We start from the raw sequence: 26,685 nt of genomic DNA on the forward strand, positions 1-26,685 counted from the left end.
TGAGGTTGAGTATGCTGCGTGAAGTTGCTAAGGAAGATCAGCCACGGGAAAGATTACTCACAGAGGGTGCCGATAGCCTATCGAATACAGAACTGCTTGCTATCCTTCTTCGAACAGGAACAAAGGATGAATCAGTTCTTACATTAGCAGGACGAATTTTGCATCAATTTGATGGATTGCGTTTGTTAAAAGATGCCACCGTAGAAGAAATTACTAATATTAACGGAATAGGTCTAGCAAAAGCAGCACAGCTGTTAGCATCATTTGAGCTTGGCAGGCGAATGGTTCGGCTAGAATATAAAGAAAGATATAGCATTCGGAATCCTGAAGATTGTGCGAAGTACATGATGGAAGAAATGCGTTTTCTTGTTCAGGAGCATTTTGTTTGTCTATATTTAAATACAAAGAATCAAGTGCTCCATCGTCAGACCATATTTATTGGTAGTTTAAATGCATCTATAGTGCATCCTCGTGAAGTATTCCGCGAAGCATTTCGCCGATCAGCAGCCTCTATTATTTGTCTTCATAATCATCCATCAGGAGATCCATCCCCTAGCCGAGAAGATATAGAAGTTACCAAAAGATTAGCTGAGTGTGGTAAAATAATGGGGGTAGAAGTACTCGACCATGTTATTATAGGGGAGCATCGTTTCGTTAGCTTGAAAGAGAAGGGTTATATTTAACACTATTCAATTTTTCTGTTTTGATTTATAATGTGTTTTATGAGTTTTTTATACAGATTAGCTAACAATAGTAAATATGAAGGATAGAAACGTTTTGTTTTTTAAAATAAAAAGCAAAGTATTTTCGTTTTAGAAAGGAAGATACAGAAATGTTTGGATTTGGTGGATTTACAAAAGATTTAGGTATTGATTTAGGTACTGCAAATACTCTTGTGTATGTAAAAGGAAGAGGTATTGTTGTACGCGAGCCGTCAGTTGTGGCTATGCATACAGGTACGAAGCAAATTGTTGCAGTCGGAAACGATGCAAAGAAAATGATTGGACGTACACCTGGCAATGTAGTTGCTCTTCGCCCGATGAGAGATGGTGTAATTGCTGATTATGAAACAACAGCAGCAATGATGAAACATTATATTCAACAAGCACAAAAATCAAATGGCTTTTTCTCTCGTAAGCCGTACGTAATGGTGTGTGTTCCTTCAGGTATTACGGCTGTTGAAAAACGGGCAGTAATCGACGCAACTCGTCAAGCTGGAGCTCGCGATGCATATTCTATTGAAGAACCGTTCGCAGCTGCAATCGGTGCAAACTTACCCGTATGGGAGCCAACAGGAAGTATGGTTGTTGATATCGGTGGCGGTACGACTGAGGTTGCCATTATTTCATTAGGTGGTATTGTTACGAGCCAATCGATACGAGTAGCCGGTGATGAAATGGACGAGTCTATTATGCAGTATATTAAGAAAAATTATAACTTAATGATTGGGGAACGCACAGCAGAAACATTAAAGCTTGAAGTAGGATCTGCTGGAAATCCTGAAGGAATTGAGCCAATGGAAATACGCGGACGCGATTTAATTACAGGCTTGCCAAAAACTGTTTTAATTCGTCCAGAGGAAGTGGCAGAGGCTCTCAAAGATACAGTTGATGCCATTGTTGATTCCGTTAAAAACACACTTGAAAAGACACCTCCTGAACTGTCTGCGGATATTATGGATCGTGGTATTGTTTTAACCGGCGGTGGTGCACTTCTTCGTAATTTAGATAAAGTTATAAGTCAAGAAACAAATATGCCTGTCCTTGTAGCGGAAAATCCACTCGACTGTGTTGCAATTGGAACAGGAAAAGCTCTTGATAATATTAATCTCTTCAAAACAAAATTAAGTTGATTTAAGAGGGTGTAAATATGCCACAGTTTTTCTTAAACAAACGATTAATTGTGTTATTAGTGAGTATTATTCTTCTCGTGGCATTGATTGGATTTTCCATTAAAGATCGCCAAAAACTGAGCTGGCCTGAGCAATTTGTTAAAGATTCAATTGGGGTTGTGCAAAGGGTATTCGAGAAACCCGCACAATATGTTGCGGGCTTCTTTCAGAATGTAGAAGATATAAAGGTTACATATGAAGAAAATAAGGCGTTAAAGGCAAAGCTAGACAAATATGCTGAGTTGTCATCGAAGGTTGGAGAGTTAACAAAGGAAAATGAGGAATTACGAGCTATTGTGGGAAAGAAAGATTCTCTTCGGGACTATAATCCACTTCAGTCAACTATTATTGGGCGCAATCCAGATAAATGGTATGACCTAGTAGCAATTGATAAAGGGGCGCAAGAAGGCGTTCAAAAAGATATGGCCGTAATTACTGATAAAGGTTTAATCGGAAAAGTAAAAAGCGTTTCACAATTTACTTCTACGGTTGAATTACTTAGCTCCGTAACACGTACGAATCGTATTTCAGCTGTCGTACAAGAGGATCAAACAATATTTGGATTAATTGAAGGATATGATAAAGATAAACAAGCACTTGTTTTTACAAAAATCCCTTCAAATTCAAATGTGAAAAAAGATCAGTATGTTGTAACATCTGGCTACGGTGGAATATTTCCAAAGGGATTGGTTATTGGTAAAATTGTAGATGTAACACCGGATGACTACGGTCTAACTCAAACCGCATATGTCAAACCAGAAGCTGATTTTAATAATATCGATAATGTCATTGTTGCAAAACGAACGATGCCATCGTCAGATCAATTGAAATAGGGGGGAAGAATACAATGAAAAAACTGATTCTTCCTTTTCTTCTTCTTATTGCCTTTGCATTAGAGAATGTATTTTCTATTTTTGTACCAAGTAATCTCTTTGGAGAAAATAGTATAGCTGCTCCTCATTTTCTTTTTATCATACTGTTATTTATCGTAGTATACTATAATTCTACGAACGGTATCTTATTTTCATTGCTATTCGGATTTATTGTTGATATTGTATATACAGAACTATTAGGAATGTATTTATTTGCATTTCCACTTTTTGCATATTTGGTTGCCAATGCGATGCGAATACTCCAAGTTAACTTATTTATTGTTTCTACACTTGTTCTTGTGAGTGTTGGCGTGCTGGAGTACTATGTGTACGGGTTTTTACTATTGCTAGGGCGCACAAATCTATCGGCAAATGTATTTTTTACAGAACGATTTCTTCCAACCCTACTTTTAAATCTTATTTTTTTAGTTATTTTTTGTTTTCCATTGCGAAAATATATTTTACGCCTTCTTAATTCCGTAGAGGACTAATAAAGAAGGATTATCTTATTATATGTCGAATTAAATCGTTGGGGTGAGTGTTGGTGATGGAACGTAAGCAACAATACGTAACGATAAAGGGAACGAAAGATGGACTTACTTTACATCTTGATGATTCCTGCTCCTTTCAGGAACTATTGCAAGAAATTGATGATAAACTTTCAACTAGTCATTATGCTAGCGGAGAGCGTCCGCTCATTGAAGTGCAGGTGAAAGTGGGAAATCGATATGTAACGCCACGCCAAGAAGAAGATTTAAGAACCTTAATTCGTAATAAAAGAAGTCTTGTTGTTGGTACAATTGAAAGTGAAGTTGTAACAAAGGAACAAGCATTAGAGTGGAAAAGAGAGACGGAAATTACGTCTGTAACAAGAGTCATTCGTTCCGGACAAACATTAGAAGTACAAGGTGATCTTCTTTTAATTGGTGATGTTAATCCTGGTGGAAGGGTTCTGGCGGGAGGAAATATTTTCATTATTGGGGCACTACGTGGATCAGCACATGCAGGCTATTATGGGAATAGAAAAGCAATTATTGCTGCATCTGTTATGAAACCACTACAAATTAAAATTGATGATGTTTTGAATCATTCAATAGACGCTACGGATAGCGGACATGAAATGGAATGCGCCTACATTAATCAAAACAATCAACTAGTCGTTGGACGCATCCAGCTTCTTACTCATCTTAGACCGAATTTAACTAGGCTAGAAAGGGGAATTAGTTAGCTGTGGGAGAGGCAATTGTAATTACATCTGGAAAAGGCGGAGTCGGAAAAACAACGACATCAGCAAATCTTGGGACTGCTCTAGCTATATCTGGTAAAAAAGTGTGCTTGGTTGACACGGATATTGGACTTCGAAACTTAGACGTGGTGATGGGACTTGAAAATCGAATTGTTTTTGATCTTGTAAATGTTGTAGAAGGCACTTGCCGTTTGCCACAAGCGTTAATTAAGGACAAACGATTTGATGATTTGTATCTATTACCTGCAGCTCAAACTAGTGATAAAACAGCTGTAAATCCTGAACAAATGAAAGAAATTATTAATGAATTGCGCCAAGATTTTGATTACATACTTATTGATTGTCCAGCTGGAATCGAACAAGGGTTTAAAAATGCTATTGCGGGGGCAGATAAAGCAATTGTTGTCACCACTCCAGAAGTATCATCTATGCGTGATGCAGACCGTATTATTGGTCTGCTCGAAACGGAAGATATTGAGCCGCCTAAGCTAATTATTAACCGGGTTCGTAGCCATATGTTAAAAAATCATGAAATGCTTGATGTAGATGAGATTGTTAGAACCCTTTCCATTGAACTTATTGGTGTTGTGGAAGATGATGATTTAGTCATCAAGGCGACAAACTTAGGAGAGCCTGTTGCTTTGTACCCAACAGGGAAAGCTGCCATGGCCTATCGAAACATTGCAAGACGTTTACTAGGAGAATCAGTTCCTTTGCAATCTCTTGATGCAGATAAAGCAAGTGTCATAACAAAAGTTCGACATTTCTTCGGTTTAAAATAAGTTTTTTATAAGTATAAGGTTCTTTGTTAGATAGTAAAATAGATCACCTCTCAAAGCAGACAAAGTGTATTTTGTCTGCTTTTCTTAGTGTGCATATCTCGTCCGGACAACTCATACATATGTACAAAGAACTAGTAGGGGATGGGAACGAAATGAAAAAAAAACAACTCAATCAAATTCGAAAACAAATTGCTAAACGAAAGGCTGAGAGGCTGCATGTTCCATCTTGGCAAGAAGTAGAGAAATTCGTTTTACCTGTTGATGAGCCTATTTCTGTTCCCATTGAAGAACATTCACAGGAACATCCTCTGTTTCGAAAAGAACTATTTTTCATGAAAATATTATTTTCATCTATTCTCGTACTTGGAACTGCCATACTAATGAAGAATTCTTCCCCTTCTCTTCAGGAAGTACGTAATACTATAAAATCGACAATGCAAGAGGAATTTCAGTTTGCGTATGTTTCCAAGTGGTATGAACAACAGTTTGGTAAGCCATTAACCTTTCTCCCATCATCTGAAACTAAGGATAGTACGGCTACATATGCAGTTCCTGCTTCGGGAAAGGTATTGCAAACTTTCAAATCTAATGGTCAAGGAGTACTTGTGCAAACAAGTAGTAATGCGGTTGTGGATGTGGTTGATGAAGGCGTAGCAATTTTCGTTGGAAAAAAATCCGACCTTGGAAATACAATTATTGTGCAGCATAGTGATGGAACAGAATCTTGGTACGGTAATTTATCACAAATGTCTGTTTCTGTATACGATTCTGTAAAAAAGCAACAAAAAATTGGTGTTGTTCAAAATGACGCAAATGGGAAAACAGGAAATTTCTACTTCGCTATGAAGAAAAATGAAAAATTTATCGATCCAATTCAGGTGATTTCCTTTGAATAAATATGAAGGCATGTTTCGTAAATTCTCGATTCATCCTTTATTTTGGGGCGTCATTTGTATTGGTGTATGGACGGCACATTTTAAAGAATTAATGGTCCTTTTTATGATTGTTTTTTTTCATGAATTAGGCCATGCAGCAGCAGCGACACATTATAATTGGCGTATTCGAAGAATTCAGCTTTTGCCTTTTGGTGGTGTTGTAGAAATGGAAGAACATGGTAACAAACCGATTAGGGAAGAGGTCATAGTCATTTTGGCAGGGCCAGCTCAGCATATTTGGATGGTGCTTCTCGCATATATGTTACATGAAAATGGTTGGATGAGTGAGAATGCATATACCTTTTTTTTATGGAATAATTTATCTGTTTTTTTTATTAATTTTCTCCCTGTTTGGCCATTGGACGGAGGAAAGCTTTTGTTTTGCATCTATTCGATGGGGACATCGTATTTACAAGCACATCGCATGATGTTAGTTACGTCAGTCATATTTGTTACTTTATGCATTTTGGGCGGCTTGCTATGGAACAAAACAAATATTACAATGTGGACGATGCTTGTTTTTTTACTTATTTCATTGTATCACGAGTGGAAACAGCAGCCTTATGCATTTTTACGGTTTCTGCTCGAAAGGTATTATAATAAAGCAACAACCATTCGTAGCATTACCTCCATCTCGGTAAATAAAAGTGATCCACTATTTGTAGTATTCATGAAATTTCGACGAGGTTACAAGCATTCTGTTATTATTAGGGGAAAGGATAGGCAGTATATATTAGATGAAAATGAATTACTATATGCTTATTTTTCAGAGAAACGAACTCGTTCCTCTGTAGGGGAACTGATTGGATAGAAGTTGTTAGAAGGAAGGATTGAGACAGGTAAGGGATTCATTCTTTACCTGTTTTGCGAAATACATAAAGTGGGGAATAATACATGCGAACGTTATATATGAATATGGTAGGAACAGAAAAAAGAATTGCGTTAGAGGAGGAGGGGAAAATTGTAGAATTTTTCTTTCGTCGACCAGATGATGATGAAATTGTTGGAAATTTGTACCAGGCAAGGGTAACGCGCGTGCTACCGGGTATGCAGGCAGCTTTTGTAGACATTGGTATGGACAAACAAGCATACTTGCACCGTGATGATATTGCGGAAGGAAATGGTAAGCCTATTTCACAGCTGATTCATCAAGGACAAGCCTTGCTCGTACAAGTTATAAAGAATGCAGTAGATCAAAAGGGACCTAAACTGACTACAAAGATAGAATTGACAGGTATGTATGTCGTTTATATGGCTACAGATCCTATGGTTGCTATTTCTAGAAATATTGAAGAAGCTTCTAAGCGAAATGAGCTCCAGGAGCTTGGAACAAAGCTTGGTGGCGGATTTATTTTTCGAACAGCTTGTAAGGAATCTTCTCTTTCTACTGTAAGGAAGGAAGTTGAAAAATTAAAGGAAATCTATGAAAGTAAAATGCATTATAAAGGAAATATACCTGCGCTCGTTTACTCTTCTCAGTCCTTTCTTGACCGTGTTCTGAAGCAAATTCCTTCTCATACGATTTCCGCAATCTATGTAGATGATTCCTCGGTGTATAAAGAAGTGGTAAGACAAGTAGGCAAAGAAAAGGCAATCTTATACAATGACAAACAGTCTCTATTTGATTATTTTCATATTGAGCAACAGATGGAACAGGCCATTAAAAAGGTTGTGTGGCTTGAGAACGGAGCCTACCTCCTTATCGAACAAATGGAAACGATGACAGTTATTGATGTGAATACAGGTAAATATACAGGGAAGGTAGAGCAAGCAGATACAATCCTGCAAACAAACTTGCATGCTGCAACTGAGGTAGCTAGGCAGTTACGAATTCGGGACATTGGTGGAATGATTGCTATTGATTTTATAAATATGAAGGAAGAAGCGAGTAAAGAGCAAGTGAAGCGAGCTCTTATGGCTGCCCTTAAAAAGGATAGTACAACTACCCGTGTTTTTTCCTTTACTGCACTTGGTATTTTAGAGATGACAAGAAAACGCAAGAAAAAATCACTTCGCGATTATATTCTTGCTCCTTGTATATGCTGTAATAATGGATTTGCACTTGCTCCGAATGCGGCCGCTTATCAATTGCAGCGTGAGTTGCTACAATATAAAGATTCGGATTATGAAGCAGTATTAGTTGAGGCTTCATCTGACTTACAGGAACAATTTTGCAAGCTACAACTTAATCAGGTTTTATCGGTTGAGGTCTCATTTGTAACGAATGAAGTGCACACTTATTCGATTCGTTTTTTTGGTACAAAGGGTGAGGTTGCAAAGCGGAAAAGTAAATAGTCTTTATTGACATCACTATGCTTTCGTGATAGTATTTTCATGTTATAGTTTATAGCACCCATTTCGCTATATACTACAACCGCACAAAATGGGTTTGCAAAGACGAAAGTCTACCTTATTTTTGGCGAGTCTGAGTAATTAAGAGGAGGTGCAAATATGTACGCAATTATTGAAACTGGTGGTAAACAACTTAAAGTTGAAGCAGGTCAAGCAATCTACATTGAAAAACTTGATGTAGAAGCTGGTGAAACAGTAACATTCGACAAAGTTCTTTTCGTTGGTGGTGAAACTACGAAAGTAGGTAGCCCTGTTGTGGAAGGTGCAACAGTTACAGCGAAAGTTGAAAAACAAGGTCGCGCTAAGAAAATTATCGTTTTCAAATACAAAGCGAAAAAGAACAACCGCAAAAAGCAAGGACATCGTCAACCTTATACGAAGCTTGTAATTGAAGCAATCAACGCGTAAGTTTGATATGATTAAAGTTACAATCAATCGCACTGCAGATGGTATAAAATCGTTTGAAATGACTGGACATGCCGATTTTGCAAAGCACGGACAAGATATTGTTTGTGCTGGTGCATCTGCTGTCGTGTTTGGATCAATCAATGCGGTTGAAGCACTTTGTGGTGTGAAGGCGAAAGTAAACCTTGGTAAAGACGGCGGTTACTTACTATACACGTTGCCTAAGCTAGACAACGATACGTTTCAAAGAGCACAACTGCTCTTAGAGGGTATGCTTGTTTCGCTAAAAACTATTGAGTTAGACTACGGCAAGTATATTCAAATTCATGAAATGATATAGGAGGTGTAATAGATGTTAAGATTGAATCTTCAATTCTTCTCCTCTAAAAAAGGGGTAGGTAGTACAAAGAACGGTCGTGATTCTAATTCCAAACGTCTTGGTGCTAAACGTGCTGATGGACAATTCGTAACAGGAGGAAGCATTCTCTTCCGCCAACGCGGTACGAAAATTTATCCAGGAGTTAACGTTGGCCGTGGCGGAGACGATACTCTTTTTGCAACGACTGACGGTGTTGTACGCTTCGAGCGTCTAGGCCGTGATCGCAAGCAAGTGAGTGTATATCCTCAAGAAGCATAATGAAACTCACGGAAAACTCTAACCTGGGTGCAGGTTAGAGTTTTTCTATATTAAAGGGGTAGTAGCATGGACAAAAAATGGACGGTTGTGGATGCTCTTAGACATTCACGTCATGATTGGCTTAATCGACTACAATTAGTGAAATCTCATCTTTCCCTCGGCGGGGTAGATCGAGTACACGAGCTAATCGAAGAATTCGTAGGAGAAGCACAACAGGAAGCACGTCTCATAAATTTGAAAATGCCTCTTTTTGCAGAGCTATTACTCACCTATAGTTGGAATTCTCCTCCTTGTGAATTGGATTTTGAAGTACTTGGAGAAGAACAACTACCTCTTACCCATCTAGATCAACCTTTGACAACGTGGACAGAACAATTTTTATACCTGTTGCATCGTTCGTTGGATCATCACATTGAAAATCATCTATCTGTAACCGTAGAGCAAGAAGCTGAAGAAACAAAGATCTATTTTGATTTTCGAGGTAAGCTATTAGATACCCACGCGATAGAAAGTTGGCTTACAAAGTGTAAAGAAGAGCAAAATAATTTTATATATTCGATGCAACCTGAAGAAATTTGCATTGAAATGCAACTAATAGAATAGGAAAGAGTGGTGAAGGTATGTTCGTAGATCGAGTTAAAGTATTTGTAAAGGGCGGAGACGGCGGTAATGGCATGGTAGCCTTTCGTCGTGAAAAGTATGTTCCAATGGGTGGTCCAGCAGGCGGAGATGGCGGAAAAGGCGGAAATGTTGTATTCGTTGTCGAAGAAGGCTTGCGAACATTAATGGATTTCCGTTATCAACATCATTTCAAAGCCCCACGTGGCGAACATGGTATGGGCAAAGGACAGCATGGTAGAAATGCAGAGGATATGATTGTAAAAGTTCCGCCTGGCACGATTGTGTCTGATGAGGATACAGGAGTTGTCATTGCCGATTTGGTTACACACGGACAAAAAGCAATTATCGCAAAAGCAGGCCGAGGAGGCCGAGGGAACATTCGATTTGCTTCTCCTGCAAACCCTGCACCGGAAATTGCAGAAAATGGGGAGCCAGGACAAGAGCGTAATATTATTCTTGAACTAAAAGTACTAGCCGATGTAGGGTTAGTAGGATTTCCAAGTGTAGGAAAATCTACGCTTCTTTCAGTAGTGTCTTCGGCTCGTCCGAAAATAGCAGAATATCATTTTACAACGATTGTACCGAATTTAGGGGTAGTGGAAACTGAAGATGGTCGCAGCTTTGTTATGGCGGATCTTCCCGGTCTTATCGAAGGCGCTCATGAAGGAGTAGGTCTTGGACATCAGTTTTTACGTCATATTGAGCGTACTCGCGTTATTGTGCATGTCATTGATATGTCTGCTATGGAAGGAAGAGATCCATACGAGGATTATGTAACCATTAACAAAGAATTATCGGAATATAATCTTCGTCTAACAGAGCGTCCGCAACTTATTGTGGCAAATAAAATGGATATGCCTGATGCTGAAGAAAATTTAAAAGTATTTAAAGAAAAGTTGAATACGAATGCACAAATTTTTCCGATTTCTGCTGTGACGAGACACGGTGTACGTGATTTATTGTTTGCAATTGCTAATTTGTTAGAGACTACACCTCAGTTCCCGCTGGAAGAAATTGAAGAAGCACCATCAACGGTTATGTATAAGTTTGAAAAGAAACCGGTTGACTTTCACATTGAGAAGCAAAGCGATGGATCTTTCGATGTGAGCGGGCAAGAGCTAGAGAAATTATTTAAAATGACAGACTTTACACGTGATGAGTCTGTTCGTAGATTTGCTCGTCAAATACGAGGAATGGGTATTGATGAGGCACTTCGCGAGCGCGGAGCCAAAAATGGTAATACCGTTCGAATCTTAGAATATGAATTTGAATTTATCGACTGAAGCTACTTGTTTATACAAGTGGCTTTTTTTTGTAAGAATATTCGAATTTATTATAGTAGAAACGACTACTTCGTGTTATAACTAGAAACATACCAATTAGAGGAGAGAATTTCATGACGTATCGTGTAGGATATTTAGGACCAGAGGCAACATTTACGCATATGGCGGTGAATCGCCAGTTTCCAGAAGCTGATCGCATTCCGTATGCAACCATTCCGGACTGCATGGATGCGGTAGCAGATGGTGCTATAGATTTTGCAGTCGTACCACTTGAAAATGCTATTGAAGGATCGGTAAATATTACCATTGATTATTTAATTCATGAGCAATCCCTTTATATTGTTGGAGAGATTACGATTCCGGTGCGGCAGCATTTGCTCGTGCATCCAAGCAATGAAGCAACGTGGAAAAAGATCGAAGTTGTTTATTCACATCCGCATGCCTTGGCACAGTGTCATAAGTTTTTAAATACCCATGTCAAAGGGGTACGCATGGAGGAAATGAATAGTACGAGTGCGGCTGCGCAGTATGTGATGGAGCATCCCGAATATCCAATTGCTGCAATTGCGAATGAATTAGCGGCGGAAAAGTATGGACTCGTTGCCGTACAAAAGGATATTCATACATATCAAAACAATCGTACGAAGTTTATTGTGTTACATAAACAGAAGAATGAGGAACTTGCCTTTCATGGACAGAAGCAAGGAGAGAAAACAACGCTTATGATTACGATGCCTTCAGACTATGCAGGAGCTTTGTATCAAGTTCTCGCAGCATTTGCATGGAGAAAGCTGAATTTAAGTAAAATTGAATCGAGACCGGTGAAAACAGGACTGGGCAATTATTTCTTCTTAATTGATGTGGAAGGACCGTTTGACTCGATTTTATTACCAAATGCAAAACTAGAGCTTGAGGCTCTAGGATACCAAGTATCGTCTCTTGGCCATTACCCTTGCTATGAATAAGAAAAAGAGTGAACAATAAACGGGAATTCCCATTTATTGTTCACTCTTTATTTTTATTATTCTTCTAAGAGAATACCAGCCTTTTCTAAGGCTAAACACACTGCATTCAATTTTTCAATGGAATCGGCTCTGATTGTATGAAGATGAATTCCCCCGGTTAGCTGAGATAGATAGGATGCTTTTGTATCAAACACCTTATTCATATATTGCTCCACTTCATGGCGATTACTAACCATAATCGATGCAGTCAAATCTCCGTAAATAGGATGTTCGACCTTAACATCTTCCACTGTAATGCCATGGTCAACTAAAATCGTTAACTCTTCTATGACACGGTCTGGTGTATGGACACATGCAATCACTCTTTCAAAGCTGGATTGCAGGGATTGTGGTTTTAAATATAAATAGCCTTGAGAAGTAGCAATAATTGGTTCATTTCTTGCCTTTAGCAATGAGATATCTTGTACAATTACTTGCCTACTTACATGGGTCTTTTTTGATAATTCACTGCCGGATAGAGGCTTATTTGCGTTAAGTAAGCACTCTAATATAAAGGTTCTTCTCTCTTCTCCTAAAATTTTCTTTTTATTTATATCGTTCATGGTACAACAGCGCCTCCAGGAAATTGATCAATCATCTTTTCAATTATTTCGAGTGTTATGTGTATATGCTGCTTGGTTGTATGAGTTCCAAATGAAAATCGTACATATTGTTTGGCTCTCTCATGACTTTTTCCTATAGCAATCATTGTTTGGGATGGCTCTTGCTTATGACTATGACAAGCACTGCCGGTTGAAATGGCGATTCCATTTCGATTACATTCTAGCATTGTATATTGTCCTTCTATTCCCTCGATTGTAACACCGACGATATTTGGAAGGTGTAACGTAGGATGTCCTTCTATTGAAAGAGAATGAGAAATGTTACAAAGACCTTCACAAAATAGTTGCCGTAACGCTTCAATCCGTTTAGCTTCCCCTTTTTGCGTATTTATCATGATCTCAGCAGCTGTCAAAAATGCAGCAATACCTGGAACATTGACCGTGCCAGGACGAAATCCAAATTCATGAGAAGTACCTTCCCATACAGGCTTCCAATGTATATTTGGATTTATGTAGCAGGCCCCTACCCCTTTTGGACCATATAGTTTATGGGCAGAAATGGATAAAGAATCTATATTCATTTTCTCTACATCAATTGGAATTTTTCCAAATGTTTGCACACAATCTGTATGAAATAGTATATCATGCTTTTTTAATAATGAACCGATTTCTGTAAGTCTTTGAATGGTTCCAATCTCAGAATTTGCATGCTGAATACTTGCTAGAACCGTATCACTTCGGATTGCCTTTTCAAGTGCAACCATATCGATTAAACCGAATGAATCAACAGGTATATACGTAACGGAAAAACCATGGTTTTCTAATTTACGGAAATAGTTACGAATAGAGGCGTGTTCGACCTTAGTCGTAAGTATATGCTTGCCTTTTTGCGTATGTGCTAAAAGTAAGGAATGCACAGCGAGCATATTTGATTCAGAGCCGCCGCTCGTGAAGAAGATCCCTTTTTCCTCTCCATTTAAGAAGGTTGCAAGTTTTTTTCGGCAGGTCTGAAGCAGTGCACCTGCACGGGAGCCTATATCGTGTAAACTTTGTTCATTTCCAAAGTATTCGACATTTGCTTGCTGATACGTTTGTAATGCTTCTTTGCACATCGGTGTTGTAGCTGCGTAATCTAAATAAATCAAATGGTAATCTCCCCATTCCTGTGCACACGTATTTTTTTGTATCTAAAAAAGTTCTTGTCATTATTTTAATAATATGTAAAGATAGGTGTCAAGACAGTTGTATATATAATTAGGAGGCGAACCTATGCAACATGCGGACGTTCTCATTATTGGCAGTGGAATTGCCGCTCTATGTGTGGCACAGCAAATTTGCAAGGAAAAGAATGTGATAATAATCACAAAGAAAACGAGAGACGATAATAATTCTTGGATGGCACAGGGTGGAATTGCCGCAGCGGTCGCTCCTACAGATCATTGGATGAACCATTATGATGATACGCTACAAGCAGGGTGTCAGTATAACAACAGGGAGGCAGTAGCCTATCTCGTAGAGCAAGCACCGAATGAAATGATTCAATTAATAGAAAATGGTATGAAGTTTGATAGAAATGAGAAGGGATTGAGTCTTGGTAAGGAAGGAGCACATGGTACAAATCGTATACTCCATGCTGGCGGGGATGCGACAGGCATGCATGTCCTTACCCATATTCGAAAACAGGTTCTGGAGAATGTAACAATTGTGGAGAATGAAATGGTAATCGATTTAGTTACGCAGGGCGGCGTTTGTACCGGGGTATTGACGCGAGATGAAAAGGATAGGATCAAAGCGTACTATGCTCCTCACACTGTACTAGCAACGGGTGGTGTAGGGTCTCTCTACTCATTTAGCTCCAATAATGGAACGATTACAGGAGATGGAATTGCTATGGCGTATCGCGCAGGAGCGCAAGTAACCGATTTAGAATTTGTACAATTTCATCCGACGATGCTTTATGTGAACAATCAATCCTGTGGTTTGGTGTCCGAGGCAGTTCGCGGGGAAGGTGCGGTTTTGGTGAATTCTAAAGGAGAACGATTTATGCATGGAATTCATCCATTAGCAGATCTTGCTCCGAGAGACATTGTAGCCCGCGCAAATCATCAGCAGATTATGAACGGAGAAAAAGTATATTTAGATATTTCAATGATCGATCATTTTTCCACCCGTTTTCCTACGATTACTTCACTTTGTGAGGAACATGGAGTAGAGATTGGTAAAAACCGTATTCCCATCGTGCCAGGTGCTCATTTTCATATGGGCGGAGTGAAGACCAATCTAGATGGAGAAACATCGATTCCTGGATTATATGCGGTAGGAGAAGTAGCATGTAATGGCGTTCATGGTGCAAACCGGCTGGCTAGTAATTCTTTAATAGAAGGAATTGTGTTTGGACATCGTCTTGGAGAATTCTTGCGTAGACAGCGTAAGGAAATAACAAAGAAGGTACTAGTGCGTAAAAGTATAACAAAAAAACAAGTGATTCTTCCAACTGTGCAAGAAATTCAACAGATGATGATGAAATATGTAGGTATTGTGAGAGATGAAGAAGGCTTGCTTATGATGAAACAGTGGCTTACACCTTATAATAACGTATCCATACATGAATCGCTCTCAAATGAGGAAATAACCATTGTGAATATGGTGACTGTTGCATATTTAATTACAACTGCTTCCTTACAGCGACAAGAAAGTATCGGGGGGCATTATCGAAGCGATTATCCGAATATAAAACAAATCCATGAATCAATTGTATTGACCAAGAAAAAGCAGGATCATCAATTGGTGTAGGAAAGTGAGTGTGAAATAATGAATCCAATTAAACTAAAACAAGCACTAGAATCATTTTTTTTAGAAGATATGGGGGAGCGAGATGTTACATCTCAGTTAATTTTTCCTCGGAATTCCATGGCAACCGGAACATTTCTCATGAAACAGGATGGAATTATAGCAGGAACTGACATTATTACAACGGGGTTTCGACTTCTTGATTCTTTGGCTGAGGTAGAACTTTATAAACATGACGGGGAAGAGGTACACAAGGGAGAAATTATTGCTAAGGTGAAGGGACCAATTGTAGCACTGCTAACAGGAGAACGAGTTATATTAAATTTGATTCAGCGTATGAGCGGAATTGCGACGGTTACAAATGAAGCAGTAAAACAGTTAGATGATGACCATACACGTATTTGCGATACGAGAAAAACAATGCCGGGTCTTCGTATGTTTGATAAATACGCAGTCACATGCGGATCAGGTTATAATCACCGGTTTGGCTTGTATGATGGGGCTATGATTAAAGACAACCATATCGCATTTGCTGGGTCGATTACGAAAGCAGTTTCCATGGTGAAGAAACAGGTAGGGCATATGGTGAAAATAGAGGTAGAAACGGAAACGAAGGAACAAGTACATGAAGCAGTACAGGCAGGAGCAGATGTCATTATGTTTGACAACCGTTCGCCGCAGGAAATAAAAGAATTTCGTCGCCTTGTACCAAATGAAATCATAACAGAAGCATCGGGCGGTATTACCATTTCTAATTTAAAAGAGTATAGACAAACAGGTGTCGATTATATATCACTCGGTATGCTGACTCATTCCGTTCAAGCGTTAGATGTTAGTTTTAATATAGAAGGAGAGAAAGCATGAGTATATTAGACCAAATGAATCAAATGGGGCAATTCATGTTGCCGCAAAGATATAGTCTTATGTCTCAGGAAGAAATGGAAGCACGTGTCTTTGAGATTAAAGAAAAACTCGGGGAAAAACTTTTTATTCCGGGTCATCATTATCAAAAAGATGAAGTAATCCAATTTGCAGATGCAACGGGTGATTCCCTTCAGCTTGCACAGATTGCTGCAAAGAACAAGAAGGCGAAATATATTGTCTTTTGCGGCGTACACTTTATGGCAGAAACGGCTGATATTTTAACGACAGATGAACAGGTTGTCGTGTTGCCAGATATGCGTGCAGGATGTTCGATGGCCGATATGGCAGACATCTTTCAAACAGAACGGGCTTGGCAGTCGTTACAAAATGTATTTGGAGATACGATTTTACCGTTAACCTATGTTAATTCAACTGCCGCTATTAAGGCGTTTTGCGGTAGAAACGGTGGAGCGACTGTAACCTCTTCGAATGCTAAGAAAATGGTAACATGGGCATTTACCCAAAAAGAGCGTATATTGTTTTTGCCAGATCAACATTTAGGACGAAACACCGCCTATGATTTAGGTGTTCCGCTTAGTAGGATGGCTGTATGGGACCCGCATACGGATACGTTAGAGTATGAAGGAAAAGTCGAAGAGATACAGGTTATTCTTTGGAAAGGGCATTGTTCTGTTCATCAAAATTTTACTGTAAATAATATTGAATATATTCGAAATCAATATCCTGACATGAGAGTGATTGTACATCCGGAATGTTCACGCGAAGTGGTAGCGGCATCTGATGACGCTGGCTCTACAAAATATATTATTGACACGATTTCCCAGGCAACTCCTGGAAGTCAATGGGCGATTGGTACAGAAATGAATTTAGTTCAGCGTCTAATAAAGCAGCATCCAAACCAGCAGATTAGGTCTTTAAACCCGTTTCTGTGTCCTTGTTTAACGATGAACCGTATTGACTTGCCACATCTGTTATGGACATTGGAGTTATTAGAACGAAATGAAGTAGTAAATGTTATTGAAGTAGAGAAAAAAGTTGCCGAAGATGCGAAGCTTGCCCTTTATCGCATGCTCGCATTGTAATGAAGTGGTATTTATAGTGGAGACGAGCAGCAATGCAGAGTCTCCTTTTTCTTTTTCATCTACTCATAAAAAAATCATTGCTTGCATACATTGTTGTGAAGTGGCACCGTGTGTTGATTGTGCAGTTTCTATCATAGAGAAGTCGCACAGGAGGGGGAAAATTTGAAAATTCATATTGTCCAAAAAGGAGATACACTTTGGAAAATTGCCAAAAAGTATGGCGTGAATTTCGAAGAGCTTAAGAATGTGAATGCTCAGCTCAGCAATCCAGATTTAATTATGCCAGGGATGAAAATTAAAGTTCCATCTGCAGATGTACCTGTTAAATATACAGGATCGGGATCTGCGCAGCCAAAAGAATACGTGAAGGAAGTACAACAGAAGGAATTTCCAGCGGAGCCGAAACTTCTTTCTATACAAGATGAAGAAGAACCGAAGATGAAAACAGACATTGTATCTGAGAAGCCTGCTGAGCAGCAAGCCCCGCAAAAAGAAGTACAGATGAAGTCCGTACAAAAAGAAGTACAGATGAAGCCAGTGCAAAAAGAAGTACAGGTGAAGCCAGTGCAAAAAGAAACACAGGTTGCGCCTGTAGCAAAAAAAGAAGAGACCGTTGTAAAAGCAGTAAAGGCTGTAGTAAAAGCTGCGCAGAAGAAAGAAGAAGTGAAGTCAGTAGTCAAAAGTGAGCCCGCTGTCCAAAAAGAAGGGAAAGAAGGGACTAAGTTTTCTATTAATATTTTGCCGCAGCCACCGGAGCCACCGACAAAGGATTTTACTTTAGCAAAGGAATTGAAAGTACCGGCAATGACAAAAAAAGAAGATCAATCGCAAATATCACCTATCTATGAAAAAACAAATACAATACCGAGTTCGAATGAAAATAAGGTAGTTGCAGATTTGGCAAATCAAGTATCACCTATTTCGGAAAAGGTAAATGAAAGCCAAGTACCTGCAAGTAAATCGAATGTTAGTAGCATCCCAGTCCAAAATGTAAGTGCCTACGAAAGTCCGAAAGAAGGAGTATTACCGATAGTTGATGTAACAAATCCATATATACCGCCGGAGGTAAATAAAGGATTTATTCCGTCTGAAGATGCATATGGGGGCACGATACCTTCACCTATTTGGGATCAAAGTATGAATCCGAGCCAGCCAAACCTATATCAACAAAATTATATGCAACCCGCTATACCAACGTATACTGAGGCACAGCAGTACACACAGCCACCTTTGCAAGGGCAGCCTTACAACCCATACGAAATGCAGCCACCACAACCTAATCCGAGTTATTATCCGCAAGGACAGCCTTATACTCCTTACGAAATGGCGCCGCCGCCATACCCGTCATATTTCGGACCGCCGCCCTATCCGTCCTATGCACCAATGATGTATCCACCGGCCTACCCTTATCCACCAGTTTATGCAAATCCGCAGGAAATGGGTCAAGTACAAGGGGCGTATAGTCCATATGCCGCCGGACCTGGATTTGTGCAGCCTGTTCCGTACGAATCGTCATCTCTTTATATGCCAACGCCTACTAGTAATGTAGCACCTGCAAGTAATCAAGCACCAATAGCAGATGAAGACTGCGGTTGTGAAGAACAACCACAACAGCCTTATCCATTTGCACCGCAGCCAGGATTGTACGGCGCACCTTATTACCCTACTTATCAGCAAGTACCATATGTTCCATCCGTGCCATATGCTCCGTATCCACAAGCATCCTACTATCGTCAAGATCAACAAGCCCTATTTGGAACACCAAAGATTGATGATGATGACAATGAAACATAATGAACATAAAAAAGGCGATGCATTTATGAATCGCCTTTTTTTCTTCTTGCAACAAATAGGAATGAATGTTAACAAAATTACTCTGATAAAACCGCATATATATGTTGTAGAAACGAATCATGATACATACGTTTTAAAGGGATATGCAGCGTTCGAAAAAATGTGGCTACAACTTATGATTTCCAAGCAATTACAAAAAACAGGATTTACCTCTACATCCTTTGCTAGGTTGCTTCCGAACGGAAAAACATATGAGCAGTTCGAATCTACCTATTGGTTAGTGTTCGATTATTTGCCATACAATGAACCATTTTCATTCGGATTGAAGGAGGATCGAAAACAATCGCTTGAAACCCTCCATTTGTATCATACCTATGTACGTATGCTTCCTGAAGAGTTTTGCTCGATTCTACCCGTTCAGTCCGTATGGTCAAAATGGCACAAACGAGTGAAGACAATTGATATTCACAAACAAGTTTTATCATTTTACATGGGAGAATCGATCGTACAAAGAGTTCTGGACTGGTCATCTTTTGCATTAACCCGTCTTTCCCCTACAGAGATATCAGCATCTTTTCATACATGTTTGCACGGAGATATTACAGTGCATAATTATGTAAAGGCTGATGAGGTATATTTAATTGATTTTGATTGTATGAGCTATGGCCCTATCCTATATGATTATGTGAAATGGTGTCACATTGCTTTGCCTTATGAAAATTGGTCGTTAGAGGAGCTTACAACATTTTATGAACTGAAAGAACTCCTTAGCAATCGTATGTTTCTTCTTTTCCTTATATTCCCGGAAGATCTAATACGTGAATGGTACTATTTTCTGTTCCTTTCTACCAATGAAAAAAAACGATATGAACAGCAATTGATTTATTTTACAAAAAAGCAATTTCGGTTTCGCTTACAATTTGTCGAGCGATTATATAATATGGTAACATAATCACAAACATACGAAGGGAAGTATGGAAAAATGGAAGAAAAAATAAAAAAGCTTGTTGAATGGCTGCAATTAAAAGTGAAGGAAGCTCATGCAAATGGTGCGATTGTTGGGATTAGCGGCGGAATTGACTCAGCTGTTACAACTCACTTGATTAAGCGTGCCTTTCCTGATCATTCCGTTGGCTTGATTATGCCTTGTAAAAGTAATGAAAAAGATGCAGAGGATGCACTGAGAGTCGTTGAAAGCAGTGGTATTGAGCACTATGTGATTACTTTAACAGATACCCATCATACTTTGTTTCATGAGATTGAATCACAACTAAAGAATGCGGGAACATGGAATGAAGAAAAAGCGAAGCTTGGCGATGCAAATACGAGAGCACGTCTTCGTATGTCAACTTTGTATGCAGTAGCAAATAACTTTAACTATCTTGTTGTTGGCACAGACAATGCAGCTGAATGGCATACCGGTTACTTTACGAAGTACGGAGATGGTGGGGTTGACCTAGTACCTCTTGTTAACTTTACGAAAGGTGAAGTGCGTGAGTTAGCAATAGCATTAGGTGTACCTGATGAAGTTATACATAAGGCACCTACTGCAGGACTTTGGGAAGGCCAAACGGATGAAAATGAAATGGGAACAACATACAATATGATTGATAATTATTTAAAGGGCGAAGAAATTCCAGAGAAGGATCGTCTAATTATTGAAAACATGCACGCTCGTTCTGAACATAAACGTCACTTAGCAGTAGCACCTCCTAAGTTTTAAACAATATCTGTCAGTTTAAAAACCACCCCCATGAGTCAATATAAGAGTGAGCCAAATGGCTTACTTTTATTAGTGGGGGTGTTTGCATTGCATAAAAAAGTAAAGCAGGTTGCAGCAACTCTTTTACTCGTTGGCACACTAACAGCTTGTAGTACTAGCCAATCAAAAACGTCCATGGAACAGCAAACTGGCTATGAGCAAACATCTTATAGGGGACAAAGTTACTATCCCAATGTACAGGGGAATATACCGTACACTAACGTAACAAACGCAAGTATAAATCAAACTGCGGTTCCTAATTATGGAAATGTAAAATACTCAAAGATTAATCAACACATTCATAATAAACGCAATAGCGTTGCATACGATTACCATACAGATCCAACATCCCAGGCACATTTTTATAATGCGTATCCAAAGCGCAATATAACCATGAATGGATACGATTCAGCGAAAGATCGTAAATTGGCAGAAGATCTTACACAACGAATCAATCGTATGAATGAAGTAGAAAAAGGGGTAACAATTGTAAAAGGAAACGATGTAATCGTGGCGATAAGACCACGAGTTAAAGGGGAAGAAAAAAAGGCAGAAGATGCTGTTTCAAAAGAAATTTCGCCAATCACAAATGGGCGACATGTGAGGATAACTTCCGATGAAGCAACGTTCAATAAAGCACAATCGATGAGCATTCATTTGCTAAGAGGAACAATGACCCCTAGCATGAAAACGGAAATGGATAGTATGTTTCAATCCAATCGTCCAAACGTAATGTAAGTCCCGAAGAAGGAGAACGCTTAGGCGTTTCTCCTTTTTGGATTGCCATCAGGTTTGAGAAGGGCTTATGCCTATGGATCTTAGTTAGATTTGTGCCCGTGAACGAGGAAAAAAGAAAGGAAGCGGAAACAAAATAGGATTAATTAAAGTTTGATAGGTTGCAGAGGAAAGCATCAACTAGATAAGATGGATAAAACTTCTTCATATGGTCAAACTAGTAGTGGAAACTCATAACTCTAAGGTTAGTTCAAACTAACATTTGTAGGAGATGAAGGTTGATGAACTTTCTAGCGAAGCTTACACTCATACTAGTGTGTGGAAGTGCCTTTCTATTTGAAGCTTCTCTTTCTAGCTTTGCCAAAGATACGGAACTAATGCTTCAAGAGAAAGAACCATCCATTACCATCGTTTTGCAGCGTGCCTATGTAGATGGAGAAGTGAGTGAAGAAATATTTACAGAAAAAGTGACGAACGTAGAAGAAATATTGAAATTGTATAAGGATTGGCAGCTTGTCGACCGAGATGATACGCAAATGGTAATGCAAAAGCGTATTGACGATATTTCTCCGTTACTAAAAACGAGCGGTTATTTTGGTGTTTCAAAAAAGGGGATACTTCAACTTTATCAAGGTGTTCCAAAATCTAATCATGCGATTCATTCTTTTTTCCAGCTAGATATGGAAAAATTGGAGAGTTATCGCAAAGATCAGTTAGAGCGTGGCATTCGTGTGAAATCAAAAAAACGGTATGAGCAAGTGTTAGAAACAATGAAGCAATATTCAGTTCAGAAAAAAGGTACCTAAAAAACTATCGTAACATCCTCTGAGGGAAACACAAAAAGGATATTTCCTGCTTGTGTTTCCCTTTTTTAATAGAATGAGAAAGATTGTTAAAAGGAAAAAAGCGCCTTTTTGTGCGAGGAACCTCTGCCCTATGGAGCAAAGCAAGTCGATTCCGCTTTTCTGGTTCTTATGTTAAAATGGAATACATGACTTGAAAAGGGAGAGGACATCTTTGTTTGAGTATATTACAGGTTGTGTAGAGTTTGTGGGGCCTGAGTACATCGTTCTCGATTATAATGGAATGGGGTTTCAATTGTTTACTCCAAATCCTTACGCTTTTCGTACAAGTGATAAGGCGATACGTGTTTATACATATCAATATGTTCGCGAAGACGTGATTGCTTTATACGGATTTATGACGCGTGAGGAACGTTCTTTATTTATGAAATTGATCGGTGTATCTGGTATTGGACCAAAAGGGGCACTTGCTATCTTAGCTTCAGGGGAGACAAAGCAGCTTGTACAAGCGATTGAGCAGGAAGATGAGAAGTTTCTTGTTAAATTTCCAGGTGTGGGTAAGAAAACAGCTCGTCAGATGATGCTGGATTTAAAAGGAAAACTTGCTGATATTGTCCCAGATGCATTTCCTACTTTATTTTCCACCCCTGCAGAGTTGCAAACACAACATCCACAAGTAGAGTTAGAAGAGGCTATTGAGGCGCTTCAAGTTCTTGGTTATGCGCAGCGGGAAATTTCCCGAATTGTCCCTGACTTACAAGGGGAGCAGTTAACAACGGAGCAATATATTAAAAAGGCGCTACAGCTTCTATTACATGGTAAGAGGTGAGAAGCATGGAGGAACGTCTTGTTACGGGTGAATCTGTATATGAGGACGATGAGCTTGAATATTCATTACGTCCGCAGCATTTACGTCAATACATTGGTCAAGAAAAAGTAAAACACAATCTAGAGGTTTTCATTGAAGCAGCAAAGCAGCGTGAGGAAACTTTAGATCATGTTTTGTTATATGGACCACCGGGACTGGGGAAAACGACATTAGCCACAATTATCGCACATGAAATGGGAGTCAACGTAAGGACCACTTCTGGGCCAGCCATTGAACGTCCTGGTGATTTAGCTGCAGTCGTTACCGCGTTAGAACCTGGTGATGTATTATTTATTGATGAAATACATCGTTTGCCTCGTTCGGTCGAAGAGGTATTGTATCCGGCAATGGAGGATTTTTGCTTAGATATTGTGATTGGGAAGGGTCCGACAGCAAAATCTGTTCGTCTTGATTTACCTCCATTTACACTTGTTGGTGCGACAACACGTGCAGGGGCTTTATCTGCACCACTGCGCGACCGATTTGGTGTTCTATCACGTTTAGAATATTATACGGTAGATCAGCTTACAGCCATTGCTCAGCGGACAGCTGATGTTTTTGGTGTTGTCATTGATAAAGCCGCTGCTATAGATATTGCAAAACGATCACGTGGAACCCCGCGTATTGCAAACCGAATTTTACGACGTGTCCGTGATTTTGCACAAGTTCGTGGCAATGGTATCATTACGTTGGAGATTACCCAAATGTCACTTTCTCTTCTGCAAGTGGACGAACTAGGCCTTGACCATATTGACCATAAATTACTTGTTGGCATTATGGATACGTTTCGAGGAGGACCAGTTGGATTGGAAACAATCGCAGCAACCATTGGAGAAGAATCGAATACCATTGAAGATGTGTATGAGCCATACTTAATGCAACTAGGTTTTTTGCAGCGGACTCCGCGCGGTCGTATTGTCACACCGCTTGCCTATGAGCATTTTCATAGGGAGGTACCTACAAAATGATGGATATGTCAAAGTTATTTTTAGTAATTGGTAGTATATGTATTGCAGTTGGTTTGCTTTGGCGGTTTGTTGGAAAAATACCCGGTGATATTTTAATTAAAAAAGGAAATGTGACGTTTTTCTTTCCAATTGTTACGTCTCTGTTACTGAGCGTAATCCTATCCGTCATTTTTTACGTTATACAACGATTTAAATAGAAACAGGTGGAATAATGGACATTAATGAATTTGATTTCGACTTACCAGAAGAATTAATTGCACAAACTCCGTTAGAAAAGCGAGAAACGTCTCGTTTGATGGTATTAAACCGAGAAACAGGAGATATTCAGCACAAACATTTTTATGATATTGTCTCTTTCTTACAACCCGGAGATTGCCTCGTTTTAAATGAAACGAAGGTTATGCCAGCGCGTTTGTATGGAATTAAAGAAGATACAGGAGCACATATTGAAGTTCTTCTTCTTAAGCAAGAAGAGAACGATTGCTGGGAAACGCTTGTAAAGCCTGCAAAGCGCGTGAAGGAAGGAACAGTTCTGTCTTTTGGTGATGGAAAGCTACAGGCTGTTTGTATCGGCACGGAGGAGCAAGGCGGTCGTAAACTGAAATTTTCTTATGAAGGAATTTTCTATGAAATTTTAGATGAGCTTGGTGAAATGCCTCTTCCGCCGTATATTAAAGAAAAACTTGAGGATCAAAATCGTTATCAAACGGTTTACGCCAAGGAAGTAGGATCGGCGGCAGCACCGACAGCTGGTCTTCACTTTACAAAGGAATTATTGCAAACGCTAGAGGAAAAGGGAGTACAGTTAGCATTTATTACGTTGCATGTCGGTCTTGGTACATTCCGTCCTGTATCGGTAGACAGCATTGAGAATCATAAGATGCATTCTGAGTATTATCATATGTCAGAGGAAACGGCGTCCCTTTTAAATAAGACAAAGCAAGATGGCGGTCGTATTATTTCTGTTGGAACGACTTCTACGCGAACACTGGAAACCATTGCAACGATAACAGGTGGACCATTCCGTGCATGCTCTGGCTGGACCGATATATTTATTTATCCGGGCTATACGTATAAAGCGATTGATGGTTTAATAACAAACTTTCACTTGCCTAAGTCTACTCTTATTATGCTTGTTAGTGCTCTGGCTGGTAGAGATCATGTTCTGCACGCATACAACGAAGCAGTATCAGAGAAATATCGGTTCTTTAGTTTTGGAGATGCAATGTTAATCTTGTAGAGGGAAGAAAGGAGTTATGTATGGCAGCTGTAACCTATGAATTAATTAAAACTTGTAAACAAACAGGTGCACGTCTTGGCAGAGTGCATACACCGCATGGTTCATTTGAAACACCTATTTTTATGCCGGTGGGGACACTTGCTACAGTGAAAACAATGTCACCTGAAGAATTGAAAGCAATGAATGCTGGCATTATATTAAGCAATACGTATCATCTATGGCTTCGACCAGGACATGAAATTGTTAAAGAAGCAGGTGGCCTTCATTCCTTTATGAATTGGGATCGATCTATTTTAACAGATTCTGGTGGCTTTCAAGTGTTTAGCTTAAGTGACTTTCGTAAAATAGAAGAAGAAGGTGTTCATTTCCGTAATCATTTGAACGGGGATAAGCTCTTTCTCTCACCGGAAAAGGCAATGGAAATCCAAAATGCGCTTGGTTCAGATATTATGATGGCGTTTGATGAATGCCCTCCATATCCTGCAGAGTATGATTATATGAAAAAGTCTGTTGAACGGACGAGTCGCTGGGCAGAACGTTGCTTATCAGCACATGCTCGTCCTAGTGATCAAGGTTTATTTGGTATTGTGCAAGGAGGAGAATATGAAGATCTTCGTAGACAAAGTGCACGTGACCTTGTTTCTCTCGACTTTCCAGGGTATGCAATAGGGGGACTTTCTGTTGGGGAATCGAAGGAAGTTATGAACCGTGTGTTGGAATATACAGCGCCGCTATTGCCAACAAACAAACCTAGATACTTAATGGGAGTTGGATCACCCGATTCTCTTATTGATGGAGCGATTCGCGGGATTGACATGTTTGATTGTGTTTTGCCTACTCGTATTGCAAGAAACGGTACTTGTATGACAAGTCAGGGACGCGTTGTCATCAAAAATGCACAATATGCAAGAGACTTTGGTCCACTTGATCCAAATTGTGATTGCTATACGTGTAAAAATTATTCTCGTGCATATATTCGCCATTTGATTAAATCAGAAGAAACGTTTGGAATTCGTTTAACGTCTTACCATAATCTTTATTTTCTGCTAAAATTAATGGAGCAGGTGCGACAAGCTATTCGTGAAGATCGTCTTGGCGATTTTCGTGAAGAATTTTTTGAACAATATGGCTTTAACAAACCGAATGCAAAAAACTTTTAAAATGTAC

Annotated in this window: 29 protein-coding genes, 1 pseudogene and 1 other annotated feature; of the genes and pseudogenes, 28 read left to right on the forward strand and 2 right to left on the reverse strand. The window is 39.3% G+C overall.

What is annotated here, in order from left to right; all coding sequences use genetic code 11:
• The first annotated feature begins 11 nt into the window (after positions 1-11).
• The 15 genes from radC (at position 12) to pheA (ending at position 11,989) form a co-directional block, all read left to right on the forward strand.
• The gene (gene radC / locus ACAN53_RS01210) at positions 12-683 is read left to right on the forward strand and encodes a RadC family protein (protein ID WP_379970198.1); all 672 of its coding nucleotides are present in this window, start codon (positions 12-14) and stop codon (positions 681-683) included.
• Between the two features lie 149 nt (positions 684-832).
• Positions 833-1,852, forward strand: a complete 1,020-nt coding sequence (locus ACAN53_RS01215; RefSeq protein ID WP_379965818.1) for a rod shape-determining protein — start codon at positions 833-835, stop codon at positions 1,850-1,852.
• A 17-nt stretch (positions 1,853-1,869) separates the two neighbouring features.
• Positions 1,870-2,724 (forward strand): rod shape-determining protein MreC, encoded by an 855-nt coding sequence (mreC, locus tag ACAN53_RS01220; RefSeq protein ID WP_379965821.1) that lies wholly within the window; start codon positions 1,870-1,872, stop codon positions 2,722-2,724.
• Between the two features lie 14 nt (positions 2,725-2,738).
• Positions 2,739-3,254, forward strand: coding sequence for a rod shape-determining protein MreD (gene mreD / locus ACAN53_RS01225; protein ID WP_379965824.1), 516 nt, complete (start codon positions 2,739-2,741; stop codon positions 3,252-3,254).
• A gap of 53 nt (positions 3,255-3,307) precedes the next feature.
• The gene (gene minC, locus ACAN53_RS01230) at positions 3,308-3,991 is read left to right on the forward strand and encodes a septum site-determining protein MinC (RefSeq protein WP_379965827.1); all 684 of its coding nucleotides are present in this window, start codon (positions 3,308-3,310) and stop codon (positions 3,989-3,991) included.
• Between the two features lie 2 nt (positions 3,992-3,993).
• Positions 3,994-4,791 (forward strand): septum site-determining protein MinD, encoded by a 798-nt coding sequence (minD, locus tag ACAN53_RS01235; RefSeq protein ID WP_379965830.1) that lies wholly within the window; start codon positions 3,994-3,996, stop codon positions 4,789-4,791.
• Positions 4,792-4,943: 152 nt separating this feature from the next.
• Positions 4,944-5,687 carry a peptidoglycan DD-metalloendopeptidase family protein gene (locus tag ACAN53_RS01240; protein ID WP_379965833.1) on the forward strand — a complete coding sequence of 248 codons (744 nt, stop codon included), beginning with the start codon at positions 4,944-4,946 and terminating at the stop codon, positions 5,685-5,687.
• A complete protein-coding gene (locus tag ACAN53_RS01245) occupies positions 5,680-6,537 on the forward strand; it encodes a M50 family metallopeptidase (protein WP_379965836.1) in 858 nt (285 codons plus the stop codon). The genes ACAN53_RS01240 and ACAN53_RS01245 overlap by 8 nt, the downstream gene beginning before the upstream one ends.
• Positions 6,538-6,620: 83 nt before the next feature.
• Positions 6,621-8,021 (forward strand): Rne/Rng family ribonuclease, encoded by a 1,401-nt coding sequence (locus ACAN53_RS01250; RefSeq protein ID WP_379965839.1) that lies wholly within the window; start codon positions 6,621-6,623, stop codon positions 8,019-8,021.
• A 67-nt stretch (positions 8,022-8,088) separates the two neighbouring features.
• Positions 8,089-8,163: a sequence feature (ribosomal protein L21 leader region), on the forward strand.
• A 14-nt stretch (positions 8,164-8,177) separates the two neighbouring features.
• Positions 8,178-8,486: a 50S ribosomal protein L21 gene (gene rplU / locus ACAN53_RS01255; RefSeq protein WP_379965842.1), complete on the forward strand. Its 309-nt coding sequence runs from the start codon at positions 8,178-8,180 to the stop codon at positions 8,484-8,486.
• Positions 8,487-8,493: 7 nt separating this feature from the next.
• Positions 8,494-8,823: a ribosomal-processing cysteine protease Prp gene (locus ACAN53_RS01260; RefSeq protein WP_379970200.1), complete on the forward strand. Its 330-nt coding sequence runs from the start codon at positions 8,494-8,496 to the stop codon at positions 8,821-8,823.
• A gap of 12 nt (positions 8,824-8,835) precedes the next feature.
• Positions 8,836-9,120 carry a 50S ribosomal protein L27 gene (gene rpmA, locus ACAN53_RS01265; RefSeq protein WP_379965845.1) on the forward strand — a complete coding sequence of 95 codons (285 nt, stop codon included), beginning with the start codon at positions 8,836-8,838 and terminating at the stop codon, positions 9,118-9,120.
• Positions 9,121-9,186: 66 nt separating this feature from the next.
• Positions 9,187-9,723, forward strand: coding sequence for a Spo0B C-terminal domain-containing protein (locus ACAN53_RS01270; RefSeq protein ID WP_379965848.1), 537 nt, complete (start codon positions 9,187-9,189; stop codon positions 9,721-9,723).
• 17 nt (positions 9,724-9,740) lie between these two features.
• Positions 9,741-11,024, forward strand: a complete 1,284-nt coding sequence (obgE, locus tag ACAN53_RS01275; protein WP_379965851.1) for a GTPase ObgE — start codon at positions 9,741-9,743, stop codon at positions 11,022-11,024.
• Between the two features lie 113 nt (positions 11,025-11,137).
• On the forward strand, positions 11,138-11,989 hold the full coding sequence (gene pheA, locus ACAN53_RS01280; RefSeq protein ID WP_379965854.1) for a prephenate dehydratase: 852 nt from the start codon (positions 11,138-11,140) through the stop codon (positions 11,987-11,989).
• Positions 11,990-12,045: 56 nt separating this feature from the next.
• On the opposite strand, the gene ACAN53_RS01285 is transcribed toward pheA, so the two are convergent.
• Together ACAN53_RS01285 and ACAN53_RS01290 are read right to left on the reverse strand one after the other, a co-directional pair.
• Entirely contained in the window at positions 12,046-12,591 is a 546-nt protein-coding gene (locus ACAN53_RS01285) for a transcription repressor NadR (RefSeq protein WP_379965857.1), read from the reverse strand.
• Complete coding sequence (locus tag ACAN53_RS01290; RefSeq protein ID WP_379965860.1) at positions 12,588-13,736, reverse strand: IscS subfamily cysteine desulfurase; 1,149 nt, start codon at positions 13,734-13,736, stop codon at positions 12,588-12,590. The genes ACAN53_RS01285 and ACAN53_RS01290 overlap by 4 nt, the downstream gene beginning before the upstream one ends.
• 124 nt (positions 13,737-13,860) lie before the next feature.
• Between ACAN53_RS01290 and nadB the strand changes: the two genes are divergently transcribed.
• The 13 genes and pseudogenes from nadB to tgt all read left to right on the forward strand — a co-directional run bounded on the left by nadB (position 13,861) and on the right by tgt (position 26,678).
• Positions 13,861-15,384, forward strand: a complete 1,524-nt coding sequence (gene nadB / locus ACAN53_RS01295) for an L-aspartate oxidase (RefSeq protein ID WP_379965863.1) — start codon at positions 13,861-13,863, stop codon at positions 15,382-15,384.
• 18 nt (positions 15,385-15,402) lie between these two features.
• Entirely contained in the window at positions 15,403-16,245 is an 843-nt protein-coding gene (gene nadC / locus ACAN53_RS01300) for a carboxylating nicotinate-nucleotide diphosphorylase (RefSeq protein WP_379965866.1), read from the forward strand.
• Positions 16,242-17,348, forward strand: a complete 1,107-nt coding sequence (nadA, locus tag ACAN53_RS01305) for a quinolinate synthase NadA (protein ID WP_379965869.1) — start codon at positions 16,242-16,244, stop codon at positions 17,346-17,348. Before nadC ends, nadA begins: the two co-directional genes overlap by 4 nt.
• 162 nt (positions 17,349-17,510) lie before the next feature.
• Positions 17,511-17,676: pseudogene (gene safA / locus ACAN53_RS01310) on the forward strand (SafA/ExsA family spore coat assembly protein); the annotation flags it as partial.
• 1,455 nt (positions 17,677-19,131) lie between these two features.
• Positions 19,132-20,094: a phosphotransferase gene (locus tag ACAN53_RS01315; RefSeq protein ID WP_379965872.1), complete on the forward strand. Its 963-nt coding sequence runs from the start codon at positions 19,132-19,134 to the stop codon at positions 20,092-20,094.
• Between the two features lie 30 nt (positions 20,095-20,124).
• The gene (gene nadE / locus ACAN53_RS01320; protein WP_379965875.1) at positions 20,125-20,865 is read left to right on the forward strand and encodes an NAD(+) synthase; all 741 of its coding nucleotides are present in this window, start codon (positions 20,125-20,127) and stop codon (positions 20,863-20,865) included.
• 87 nt (positions 20,866-20,952) lie between these two features.
• Positions 20,953-21,642 (forward strand): YhcN/YlaJ family sporulation lipoprotein, encoded by a 690-nt coding sequence (locus ACAN53_RS01325; RefSeq protein WP_379965878.1) that lies wholly within the window; start codon positions 20,953-20,955, stop codon positions 21,640-21,642.
• Between the two features lie 278 nt (positions 21,643-21,920).
• The gene (locus tag ACAN53_RS01330) at positions 21,921-22,445 is read left to right on the forward strand and encodes a BofC C-terminal domain-containing protein (RefSeq protein WP_379965881.1); all 525 of its coding nucleotides are present in this window, start codon (positions 21,921-21,923) and stop codon (positions 22,443-22,445) included.
• Between the two features lie 211 nt (positions 22,446-22,656).
• Positions 22,657-23,271: a Holliday junction branch migration protein RuvA gene (gene ruvA, locus ACAN53_RS01335; RefSeq protein WP_379965884.1), complete on the forward strand. Its 615-nt coding sequence runs from the start codon at positions 22,657-22,659 to the stop codon at positions 23,269-23,271.
• A 5-nt stretch (positions 23,272-23,276) separates the two neighbouring features.
• Positions 23,277-24,278 (forward strand): Holliday junction branch migration DNA helicase RuvB, encoded by a 1,002-nt coding sequence (ruvB, locus tag ACAN53_RS01340; RefSeq protein ID WP_379965887.1) that lies wholly within the window; start codon positions 23,277-23,279, stop codon positions 24,276-24,278.
• The gene (locus tag ACAN53_RS01345; RefSeq protein WP_379965889.1) at positions 24,275-24,475 is read left to right on the forward strand and encodes a DUF2905 domain-containing protein; all 201 of its coding nucleotides are present in this window, start codon (positions 24,275-24,277) and stop codon (positions 24,473-24,475) included. The genes ruvB and ACAN53_RS01345 overlap by 4 nt, the downstream gene beginning before the upstream one ends.
• 14 nt (positions 24,476-24,489) lie before the next feature.
• On the forward strand, positions 24,490-25,518 hold the full coding sequence (gene queA, locus ACAN53_RS01350; RefSeq protein WP_379965892.1) for a tRNA preQ1(34) S-adenosylmethionine ribosyltransferase-isomerase QueA: 1,029 nt from the start codon (positions 24,490-24,492) through the stop codon (positions 25,516-25,518).
• A 20-nt stretch (positions 25,519-25,538) separates the two neighbouring features.
• A complete protein-coding gene (tgt, locus tag ACAN53_RS01355) occupies positions 25,539-26,678 on the forward strand; it encodes a tRNA guanosine(34) transglycosylase Tgt (RefSeq protein WP_379965895.1) in 1,140 nt (379 codons plus the stop codon).
• The last annotated feature ends 7 nt before the right edge of the window (positions 26,679-26,685 follow it).

The organism is Ectobacillus soli (assembly GCF_042610425.1).
GTDB lineage: Bacteria > Bacillota > Bacilli > Bacillales > Bacillaceae_G > Ectobacillus.

Bases quoted from the DNA above. Each gene is read 5' to 3' on its own strand.
- ruvB (WP_379965887.1), top strand. From the start codon at position 23,277: ATGGAGGAACGTCTTGTTACGGGTGAATCTGTATATGAGGACGATGAG.
- tgt (WP_379965895.1), top strand. From the start codon at position 25,539: ATGGCAGCTGTAACCTATGAATTAATTAAAACTTGTAAACAAACAGGT.
- ACAN53_RS01285 (WP_379965857.1), bottom strand. From the start codon at position 12,591: ATGAACGATATAAATAAAAAGAAAATTTTAGGAGAAGAGAGAAGAACC.
- rplU (WP_379965842.1), top strand. From the start codon at position 8,178: ATGTACGCAATTATTGAAACTGGTGGTAAACAACTTAAAGTTGAAGCA.
- radC (WP_379970198.1), top strand. From the start codon at position 12: ATGCTGCGTGAAGTTGCTAAGGAAGATCAGCCACGGGAAAGATTACTC.
- ACAN53_RS01315 (WP_379965872.1), top strand. From the start codon at position 19,132: ATGAAACATAATGAACATAAAAAAGGCGATGCATTTATGAATCGCCTT.
- ACAN53_RS01270 (WP_379965848.1), top strand. From the start codon at position 9,187: ATGGACAAAAAATGGACGGTTGTGGATGCTCTTAGACATTCACGTCAT.
- nadA (WP_379965869.1), top strand. From the start codon at position 16,242: ATGAGTATATTAGACCAAATGAATCAAATGGGGCAATTCATGTTGCCG.
- rpmA (WP_379965845.1), top strand. From the start codon at position 8,836: ATGTTAAGATTGAATCTTCAATTCTTCTCCTCTAAAAAAGGGGTAGGT.
- ACAN53_RS01240 (WP_379965833.1), top strand. From the start codon at position 4,944: ATGAAAAAAAAACAACTCAATCAAATTCGAAAACAAATTGCTAAACGA.
- nadE (WP_379965875.1), top strand. From the start codon at position 20,125: ATGGAAGAAAAAATAAAAAAGCTTGTTGAATGGCTGCAATTAAAAGTG.
- ACAN53_RS01260 (WP_379970200.1), top strand. From the start codon at position 8,494: ATGATTAAAGTTACAATCAATCGCACTGCAGATGGTATAAAATCGTTT.
- mreC (WP_379965821.1), top strand. From the start codon at position 1,870: ATGCCACAGTTTTTCTTAAACAAACGATTAATTGTGTTATTAGTGAGT.
- ACAN53_RS01215 (WP_379965818.1), top strand. From the start codon at position 833: ATGTTTGGATTTGGTGGATTTACAAAAGATTTAGGTATTGATTTAGGT.
- obgE (WP_379965851.1), top strand. From the start codon at position 9,741: ATGTTCGTAGATCGAGTTAAAGTATTTGTAAAGGGCGGAGACGGCGGT.
- nadC (WP_379965866.1), top strand. From the start codon at position 15,403: ATGAATCCAATTAAACTAAAACAAGCACTAGAATCATTTTTTTTAGAA.
- pheA (WP_379965854.1), top strand. From the start codon at position 11,138: ATGACGTATCGTGTAGGATATTTAGGACCAGAGGCAACATTTACGCAT.
- ACAN53_RS01345 (WP_379965889.1), top strand. From the start codon at position 24,275: ATGATGGATATGTCAAAGTTATTTTTAGTAATTGGTAGTATATGTATT.
- ACAN53_RS01330 (WP_379965881.1), top strand. From the start codon at position 21,921: ATGAACTTTCTAGCGAAGCTTACACTCATACTAGTGTGTGGAAGTGCC.
- mreD (WP_379965824.1), top strand. From the start codon at position 2,739: ATGAAAAAACTGATTCTTCCTTTTCTTCTTCTTATTGCCTTTGCATTA.
- ACAN53_RS01250 (WP_379965839.1), top strand. From the start codon at position 6,621: ATGCGAACGTTATATATGAATATGGTAGGAACAGAAAAAAGAATTGCG.
- queA (WP_379965892.1), top strand. From the start codon at position 24,490: ATGGACATTAATGAATTTGATTTCGACTTACCAGAAGAATTAATTGCA.
- nadB (WP_379965863.1), top strand. From the start codon at position 13,861: ATGCAACATGCGGACGTTCTCATTATTGGCAGTGGAATTGCCGCTCTA.